Annotated in this window: 9 protein-coding genes and 1 pseudogene; 5 read left to right on the top strand and 5 right to left on the bottom strand. The window is 71.1% G+C overall.

Annotation, left to right across the window (positions count from 1 at the left end; all coding sequences use genetic code 11):
* Positions 1-16: 16 nt before the first annotated feature.
* Positions 17-1,495 carry a precorrin-2 C(20)-methyltransferase gene (locus ACYVE9_RS09965; RefSeq protein ID WP_461027409.1) on the top strand — a complete coding sequence of 493 codons (1,479 nt, stop codon included), beginning with the start codon at positions 17-19 and terminating at the stop codon, positions 1,493-1,495.
* A gap of 719 nt (positions 1,496-2,214) precedes the next feature.
* Here ACYVE9_RS09965 and ACYVE9_RS09970 read toward each other — a convergent pair.
* The 4 genes from ACYVE9_RS09970 to ACYVE9_RS09985 form a co-directional block, all read right to left on the bottom strand.
* Positions 2,215-2,688, bottom strand: coding sequence for a hypothetical protein (locus ACYVE9_RS09970; protein ID WP_461027401.1), 474 nt, complete (start codon positions 2,686-2,688; stop codon positions 2,215-2,217).
* A 3-nt stretch (positions 2,689-2,691) separates the two neighbouring features.
* Positions 2,692-4,011, bottom strand: coding sequence for an AAA family ATPase (locus tag ACYVE9_RS09975; RefSeq protein ID WP_461027402.1), 1,320 nt, complete (start codon positions 4,009-4,011; stop codon positions 2,692-2,694).
* A gap of 224 nt (positions 4,012-4,235) precedes the next feature.
* Entirely contained in the window at positions 4,236-5,120 is an 885-nt protein-coding gene (locus ACYVE9_RS09980; protein WP_461027403.1) for an alpha/beta fold hydrolase, read from the bottom strand.
* Positions 5,121-5,215: 95 nt separating this feature from the next.
* On the bottom strand, positions 5,216-5,602 hold the full coding sequence (locus ACYVE9_RS09985; RefSeq protein ID WP_461027404.1) for an ATP-binding protein: 387 nt from the start codon (positions 5,600-5,602) through the stop codon (positions 5,216-5,218).
* Between the two features lie 146 nt (positions 5,603-5,748).
* On the opposite strand from ACYVE9_RS09985, the gene ACYVE9_RS09990 reads away from it, so the two are divergent.
* From ACYVE9_RS09990 to ACYVE9_RS10000, 3 genes are read left to right on the top strand one after another with little or no spacing between them, the layout of a single operon-like run.
* A complete protein-coding gene (locus ACYVE9_RS09990; protein ID WP_461027405.1) occupies positions 5,749-6,609 on the top strand; it encodes a helix-turn-helix domain-containing protein in 861 nt (286 codons plus the stop codon).
* A complete protein-coding gene (locus ACYVE9_RS09995) occupies positions 6,606-6,848 on the top strand; it encodes a DUF397 domain-containing protein (protein ID WP_461027406.1) in 243 nt (80 codons plus the stop codon). The genes ACYVE9_RS09990 and ACYVE9_RS09995 overlap by 4 nt, the downstream gene beginning before the upstream one ends.
* A gap of 22 nt (positions 6,849-6,870) precedes the next feature.
* Positions 6,871-7,113 carry a DUF397 domain-containing protein gene (locus tag ACYVE9_RS10000; protein ID WP_461027407.1) on the top strand — a complete coding sequence of 81 codons (243 nt, stop codon included), beginning with the start codon at positions 6,871-6,873 and terminating at the stop codon, positions 7,111-7,113.
* A gap of 34 nt (positions 7,114-7,147) precedes the next feature.
* Here the strand turns inward: ACYVE9_RS10000 and ACYVE9_RS10005 are convergent, their stop codons facing one another.
* The gene (locus tag ACYVE9_RS10005; RefSeq protein ID WP_461027408.1) at positions 7,148-7,495 is read right to left on the bottom strand and encodes a VOC family protein; all 348 of its coding nucleotides are present in this window, start codon (positions 7,493-7,495) and stop codon (positions 7,148-7,150) included.
* Between the two features lie 175 nt (positions 7,496-7,670).
* On the opposite strand from ACYVE9_RS10005, the pseudogene ACYVE9_RS10010 reads away from it, so the two are divergent.
* Positions 7,671-8,288, top strand: a pseudogene (locus ACYVE9_RS10010) (hypothetical protein); the annotation flags it as partial.

An 8,288-nucleotide genomic window follows, 5' to 3' on the forward strand; every position in this document is an offset into this window, starting at 1 on the left:
CGCCGGCGCCGGGCGGCTGTACGGGGTCGGGCTGGGGCCCGGCGACCCGTCGCTGATGACGGTCCGCGCGGTCCAGGTCATCGCCGGGGCCGACGTCGTCGCCTACCACGGTGCCCGGCCGGGCAGCAGCATCGCGCGGTCCATCGCCGCCGAGCACCTGCGTCCCGAGCACATCGAGGAACCGCTGATCTACCCGGTGACGACGGGCACCACCGACCACCCCGGCGGCTACCAGGGCGCGATGGAGGACTTCTACACCGAGTGCGCGGCCCGGCTCGCCGCCCACCTGGACGCGGGCCGAACGGTCGCCGTCATCTCCGAGGGCGACCCGCTCTTCTACGGCTCGTACATGCACATGCACAAGCGGCTCGCCCACCGCTACCCGACCGAGGTCGTTCCCGGCGTCACGTCGGTCAGCGCCGCGGCGGCCCGGCTCGGCAAGCCGCTCGTCGAGGGCGAGGAGGTGCTCACCGTGCTGCCGGGCACCCTGCCCGAGGAGGAGCTGGCAGCACGGCTGGCCGGGACGGACGCCGCCGCCGTGATGAAGCTGGGCCGCACGTTCCCGCACGTGCGCCGTGCGCTGGAGCGCTCCGGACGGCTCGCCGAGGCCCACTACGTGGAGCGGGCGACGATGCCCGCCGAGCGCACCAGCCTGCTCGCGGACGTCGATCCGGACTCGGTGCCGTACTTCTCGGTGGCCGTCGTCCCCAGCCGTATCGGCTCCACCCCGCCGCCGCGCACCGGTGGCGGCGAGGTCGTCGTGGTCGGGCTCGGACCGGCCGGACCGAAGTGGCTGACACCCGAGGCGCGCGGTGAACTGGCCGCCGCCGAGGACCTCGTGGGCTACACCACCTACCTGGACCGGGTACCGGTGCGGCCGGGCCAGCAGCGGCACGGCTCCGACAACAAGGTCGAGTCGGAACGCGCCGAGTTCGCGCTCGACCTGGCCCGCCGGGGCCGGCGGGTCGCGGTCGTCTCGTCCGGTGACCCGGGCGTCTTCGCCATGGCCACGGCCGTGCTGGAGGTCGCCTGCCAGGAGCAGTACCGGGACGTGCCGGTACGGGTGCTGCCCGGCGTGACCGCCGCCCACGCGGCGGCAGCCGCCGCGGGGGCCCCGCTGGGCCACGACTACGCGGTGATCTCGCTGTCCGACCGGCTCAAGCCGTGGGAGGTCATCGCCGAACGGCTGCGCAAGGCCGTCGCCGCCGACCTGGTGCTGGCCCTCTACAACCCAGGATCGCGCAGCCGCACCTGGCAGGTCGGCAAGGCCCGCGAACTGCTGCTGGAGCACCGCGCCCCGGACACCCCCGTCGTGCTGGGCCGTGACGTCGGCGGCCCGGAGGAGTCGGTGCGCGTCGTCCAGCTCGCCCAACTCGACCCGCAGGACGTCGACATGCGGACCGTCATCCTCGTCGGCTCCTCCCAGACCCAGGCCGTGCGGCGCCGCGAGGGCCGCGAGGTCGTCTGGACCCCACGCCGCTACCCGGAGGCGTGAACGAGCGGCAACGGAACGGGGGCCGGGCGGCCGGGCAGGCGAAGGCGCGGCGGCCCGGCGGAAGCGCGGGGTCCGAACCGGCGATACCGGCAGAACACCGCGCTCCACAGGGCCGACACCTTCTTCCGCCTCACCCCTCCCCTGAACTGACCCGCCCCGGCCCCCGGCCCCGAGCCGTGTAGCAGCAGGTCGCAGAAGCCGCCCGCCTGGCACTCGACGGACATGTCACCTCGCCAGAACCGGTGACCCCCAGCCGCTGACGTCCGCCGTGGTCAGGTGCTGGAGCTGATGGGCGGACCCCTCCGCGAGGGCTACTTCGAGGCCTGGCGCCCGGCTTCGGCTCGTGAAACGCACTGAGCCGTCCGCCCTGAAACCATCCGCCGCGCCGACCACAAGGACAGTTGCCCCGGCGGCCCCAGCGGCAGCGACAGGTGCAGTGCGGCTGCGCGGGATCCGGCACCCGGCCCGTACGGTGACGCTCGTGAAGACTTCCCCAGGGCGCGAGGCCGCCACCGTGATCGTGTGGTGGCTGCTGATGACCGGCACGTTCTGGGTGGCGAGCAAGGTGTTCGACCAGGCGGCGGGTCTGCTCGTCTGTGCGGGCTCGGCGGCCGTGTTCGTCGCCGTCGGCGAGGCGGGTGACTGGGTGCGGCGTCGCCGCGCCGCCGCCCGCAGCCCCTCCCGCAACCGTAGGACCTACGGGCAGCGGGCAGCAGGTTTCAGGCGTAGGCCGCCAGCAGCTCGTCCCTGGTCCACACCGTTGCCTTCACTCCGGAGGTCCGCGCGAGGTACCGGTCGCGTTCGATGAGGATGTTCAGGTCGCCGCAACCGACCTTGTTGCAGGCGTGCTCGACGAGGCTGCTCCCGGTGTTGCCCCCCACGATGAGTGCCTCCAGGTGGGCCGCGTTCCACTCGACTTCGTTGAGGGCCCAGGGCGCCTTTCCTGCCACCATCATGCGCAGCACCTCGGTGAACCGTTCCGCAGTCGTTCGGCGCTGGTACCCGTCGGCGAGTTGCGCGATGTGGTTGCCCGTCTCGATGACGGCAGTGACAGGAAGGAGCAGGTCGCAGTCGCGCGCCTGCCGTGTGCGTCGCAGTTCCTGGACGACGCTTTCACGGTCCTGGCATTTGCCGGGCACTTCAAGCAGGTTGCACAGAATGGACGTGTCGACGAACTCAACTCTGCGAGCCACGCGTTACCCGATCCCCAGCAGCCGATCGAATTCCGAGTAGTCGCGCTCGTCCCGCCGCTGAGCGTCGAGGCGACCCTGGGTGACCACGTCACCGAGGGATCCGGCCGCCATGGCGGCCGGATAACCGTCCAGATCGGTGAGCTTGGAGAGTCGGCTGGTACCGCCCTCGCGGTCTCGCCAGCAGAACACGACGCCCTCGTGGTCACCGCTGTCGAGCGCGGACAGCAACGCGGGGCTGTGGGTGGTGATGAGCACCTGGGTTCCGTTCCCGGCGCTGGCCTGCCGGACGAGGCGGAGCACCTCCGACGCCTGGGACGGGTGCAGCCCGTTCTCCAGTTCCTCCACGACGAGAGTCAGGTTGCGCTCGGGGTCTTCCGGGTCGGACACCGGTGACGCCCCCAGGTCGAGACCGTTGCCACCGGCGAGCAGCGACGTGGCGACCGCGAGGAAACGCAGCATGCCGTCGCTCATCTCACGGGCGGGGGTGAGTCCGAGCGGTCCTTCGTCCAGGGCGAGCATGACGTCGCCCAGTTCGGAGCGTGTCACTGCCAGGCGTTGGATGTCATGGTCGGCGAGCCCCCGCAGCAGTGCGACGAGATCGTCGAAGAGGTCGGGAGCGAATCGCTGGATGCTGCCGACGGCAGCGGAGAGGTTCTCCGCGGTTCTTCGGAGGTTGCTGTCCCGGGCCGGCACGTACTGGCGCATGAGATGCGGCACGGGATCGAGGTGGAAGACACTGACCAGCGCGGAGAGCATGGTCTCGGCGCAGCGAACGGTGTCCCGTTCCCCCTCCGTCCCGGCGCTGACCCGAAGGGGGAGCTGCGAGGTCAGCAGCCTGGACCCTCGGAAGGGACCACTCGGGTTGCGGCCGGGCCGGCCGTTGTACCAGGCCGCGTGCAGGTCGCTGACGTGGGGAAGTGGTTCCGCACTGACCAGGAGGTCCTTCACTCCCTTGGCCGTCGGGCCGGACAGGCGTTCCTCGACGATCCGGACTTCCGGCTCCACCTGCACGGTCACGTCCAGGTGGACGGGGCCGTCCTCCGTGCGCACGCTGCATCCCAGGGAGAACCTGTCGGAGCCGTGCGGCACGCAGCCGGCCAGCCCGCCACGGACGGGGCCGGCTGCACTGCGGCGGCTCTCCAGCGCTTCGGTGATGTCCTCACCGCGCGCCAGCCGGGACAGGACCTCAAGGCCGTCGAGGGCGTTGGACTTGCCGCTGCTGTTCCGGCCGATGAGCACGGTGAGAGGAGCGAGCGGGAAGGGCTCGCCGCGGAAGCTCTTGAACGCGGTGAGCCGTACCTCTTCGATGGCCGGTGCAGTCACACCGGTCAAGCTACCGCAGAGCGGCTTGCCGAGCCCGGAGCGAGGGGACACCCGTAGCCCCGCAGCCACCCCTTTCCACGAAAGCCCGGCCCGACCACCGCCTGGCGGGGTCTCGGCACCCCACCCGGCGCATGTGGTCTTCACGAAGAGCAGGGTCTAACGACGTACGCCCGATCGTCGCCGGGTGGGCGACGCGGGAGGGGTGCCCGGTCGGGCGCGGGGGATCACGGACGGTCGGCGGCGTCTCCGTCGATCAGCGCCGCCACGTGTGCGACGACGGCTCCTGGCTGCTCCTCGACGACGAGGTGTCCCGCGTCGGGCACGGTTCTCACCGCGACGCCGAGGTGGCGGGAGGCGTGCGGGGCCAGCCGGGAGGGCGGGAGGAAGACGTCGTGTTCGCCGGTGACGACGACGTTCGTCACCCGCCGGGCCCGGGCGAGCGTCGCCGGCGGGAGCGGGGCGGGCGCCAGGCTGGAGCGGGAGGAGCGGGCCAGGAGGGTCATCCAGGTGACGAGTTCGGCGGACGGTCGCCGGTCGGGGCCGTGCAGCTGCTTCAGCAGTGCCGCGCTGCGGGCCTCGGTGGGCCGGACGAGCCAGGGCAGGGTGGCGGCCAGGACTGTGCCGGGAACCCTGAGGCGGGCCAGCCCGGCGGGCGAGACGAGCACCCGGCCGGTGAGCTGCGGGGCGTCGCAGGCGAGGGCCACGGCTCCGCCGAGTGAATGCCCCACCAGCACCGTGGGGCCCGTACCGACCTGGGCCAGCACCTCCTGGAGCCACTGCCCGTAACGGGCCGGCCGGTGCCGCCGAGGACGTTCGGCGGCGCTGAGCCCGGGCTGCCCGGGCAGGTCCACGACGCACGTGGGCCAGCGTGCCGCGAGCACGGTGGACAGCGGCAGGCTGGTGGCGGCGTTGAAGTTGGTGCCGGGGACCAGCACCACCCGGGGCGAGGAGCGGGAGCCGGTGTCCTCACCCGCGACGACGACATGGGTGCGGCCGGCGGAGGTCTCCAGGACGACGGACCGGTGGGGAACCGCCCACCCGGCGAGCTGGTCGGTGCACCACCCCTCCACCTGGCGGTGGGCGGCGGTACTCCGGTAGATGGACGTCACCCCCGTACTGTCCCAGACGACCGTACTGTCCAGACGACGCGGCGACCTGAGCCGTCACCCGTGGTGTCCACAGCCGGCCGTGCCACGGCTCCCGCTCACACCTCCACTTCCGCCCACACCGTCTTGCCCATCGGGACGCGACCCGTCGTCCCCCAACGGGAGGCGAGCGTGGCGACCAGCACGAGTCCGTACCCGAACTCGGCCACTCCGAGTGGCAGTTGGGCCACCCGTGGCGGATGCCGTTCACCTCGTGCGTCGGACACCTCGATGCGCAGCACCCCGGCGTGCAGGAGCAGGGCCAGCTCGAAGTCCCGCCCACGGACGGTCCCGTGGCGGACGGCGTTGGCGCACAGCTCGCCGACGATCAACTCGACGGCACGGGCGGTCGGGGTTCCGTAGCGGAGCACCCGCCAGGTGTCGAGCCGTTCCGCGGTGAGCCGCCTGGCCAACCGGGCGCCCCTGGGAGTGGACGTGAAGCGCATGCGGAACAACGTGCCGCACTCGGTCGAAGGATTGTTTGCTGTCACACGGTAACCATCCGGTCACCGCCTCTACTCTGCACAGGTCGGCACGCCGGACCGATCAGGGACGTACGCGCCCGGCGCGTGCCGGTACGGGACCTGTACGGATGCGGCAGAACGGGGAGGTGGCGGCCATGGGCCGTCAGGTGAAGGCACGGCCGAACGAGGACAACCGGCCGGAGGCGTGGCGCTGTTACGGGCGGCTGCTCAAGCTCTTCCGCGAACAGTCCGGGATGACCCAACCCGCCCTCGCCGAAGCAGTGGGCTACTCACCCGAGCAGACGGCATCGGTCGAGCAGGGACGACGACCGGCGAAGATCACCTTCACCGAGGCCGCAGAACGCGCGCTCGACGCCCGAGGCGCACTGCTCGCCCTCCAGGAGGAGGTGGAACTCGCCAAGCTTCCCGCTTTCTTCCAGGACTTCGCCAAGCTGGAACTGGAGGCGGTCAGCCGGTTCGCGTACGAACCGCAGCTCGTGCCGGGCCTGCTCCAGACCGAGCGCTACGCCCGTGCGGTGTTCAACGGCCACTGCCCACCGCTGGAGTCGGAGACGCTGGAACAGCACCTCGAAGCCCGTCTCGAACGCCAGAAACTGCTGACCCGCAAGCCGATGGTCCAGTTCTCCTTCGTGCTCTGGGAACCCGCCCTGCGCAACCCGGTCGGCGGTCACGAGGTGCTGAAGGAGCAGCTTCAACGCCTGCTCGAACTCGCCCAACTGCCCAACGTGGAAGTACAAGTCATGGCTTCGGACATCGGGATGCACCCGGGGCTCAACGGCCCAATGGTGCTACTGGAGACCACGGAGCACCGGCAGATCGGATACCTGGAATCTCAAGACGTCGGCATGGTGGTCACGGAGGCCAGAACAGTCAGCTCGCTCGGACTTCGGTATGGCAAGCTGCGGTCGCGGGCACTAAACCTGGAGGAGTCCGCACGGTTGATCGAGCGGGGAACAGGAGAGCGATGAGCAGCGAACCGGTCTGGTTCAAGAGCAGCTACAGCGGCAGCGGCGGCGGTAACTGCCTGGAAGTCGCCGTCTCCTGGCAGAAGTCCACCTACAGCGGTAGCGGCGGCGGTGACTGCGTCGAGGTCGCGCAATGTCCCAGCGCCGTCCACATCCGCGACAGCAAGCGCACCGCCGGGCCCCAACTCACCGTGCAACCCGACACCTGGCGCACCTTCGTCGAGTTCGCCCGCCACAACTGACTTCCGACACAGGGGGAGCGCCATGAGCGGCGAGCTGGCCTGGTTCAAGAGCAGCTACAGCGGCAGCGGCGGCGGTAACTGCCTGGAAGTCGCTGTCTCCTGGCGGAAGTCCACCCACAGCGGACCTGAGGGCGGTGACTGCGTTGAGGTCGCGCAATGTCCCGCCGCCGTCCACATCCGCGACAGCAAGCACACCGCCGGGCCCCGACTCACTGTGCGACCGGACGCCTGGCACACCTTCGTCCGGTTCGCCCGCCGCGACTGAGTCCCGAGCCGGCCGCCTCGCGGGGCCGCCGCCCTCAGCGGTGGCTGAGGACGTTGACGACGCGGCCGTTGGGGTCACGGACGAAGAAGCGGCGGACGCCCCACTCCTCGTCCTGCAAGGAGCGCACGATCTGGGCGCCGCTCGCCTGCACGGTCGCGTAGACGGCGTCCACGTCGTCGACCTCGACGCTGATGTCGGGGTGGGCGGGCGCGGTCTTGTCCTCCGTCATGAAGGTGATCTGCGCGGTCGGGTTGATCGTGGAGGCGAGCGTCATCACCCAGCCCTCGTGCATGACCTCCTCGAAGCCCAACTGGGCGTAGAAGTCACGGCTCTGCTCCAGATCCTCGCAGCGCACGTCGGGTACCACGCGGCGGACGGACATGTGCGGCTCCCGGTTGGTCGGTTCACCCTCACGGTGGATTTGTCCTACACCCTCGCACACTCGGTGTACGTTGGGTGACGTTCTGCCTCGCCTGTGTGACGAGGCGGCCCCCGGCAGGTGCTAGGCACACCGCGCCGAGGGCCTACACCGCCCAGTGGAGAGAGACCCACCGACGATGCTCTGCGATGTTAACGCGCCCTCCCGCGCGTCCTTCCTGCAAACGCCGGAAGCCCTCATCGACGATTGCTCCCTCACCGACGCGGCGCTGCGTCTGCTGCAGGCCATGGTGAAGCTGCCGCCGCGCAACGCCCGCAACAGCGACACCGTCGCCCGGGGCCTGCGCATGGGCAAGGAGAAGACCAACGCCGCCCGCAAGTCGCTGCGTGCGCTGGGCCACTGGCACGCCCGCAAGCGTCAGAACGTGCGCGGCGAGATCCGCGACCAGCGGCTCGCCTCGCTCGTGCCGCTGCGTACCCTCGACGACCTGGCCGCGGGGTGGGCGGCAGCCGAGGAGGCGGCCCGGCTCGGCAAGGACACCGCCGCCTCCCGCCGACTGGGCGTGCGCATCCTCAACTCCCGCGAGTGGCTGACCGCACCGGGCACTTCGGCCGTTGCCCGGGCCGTGCAACCGGCGGCCGGTCGGGCCGGTGTCCGTCCCACCCGGCGGCGTTCCCCCGGGGGAATCCAAAGAGAGGAGAACCAGACCCCCCTCCCCCTCCCCGTCGCGACCGGCGGCGTCCCGGCGTCACCCGCCCGGGACACGTCCGTCCCGCTCCCGTCGGCGCCTCCCCCG

This window comes from Streptomyces sparsus (assembly GCF_054776295.1).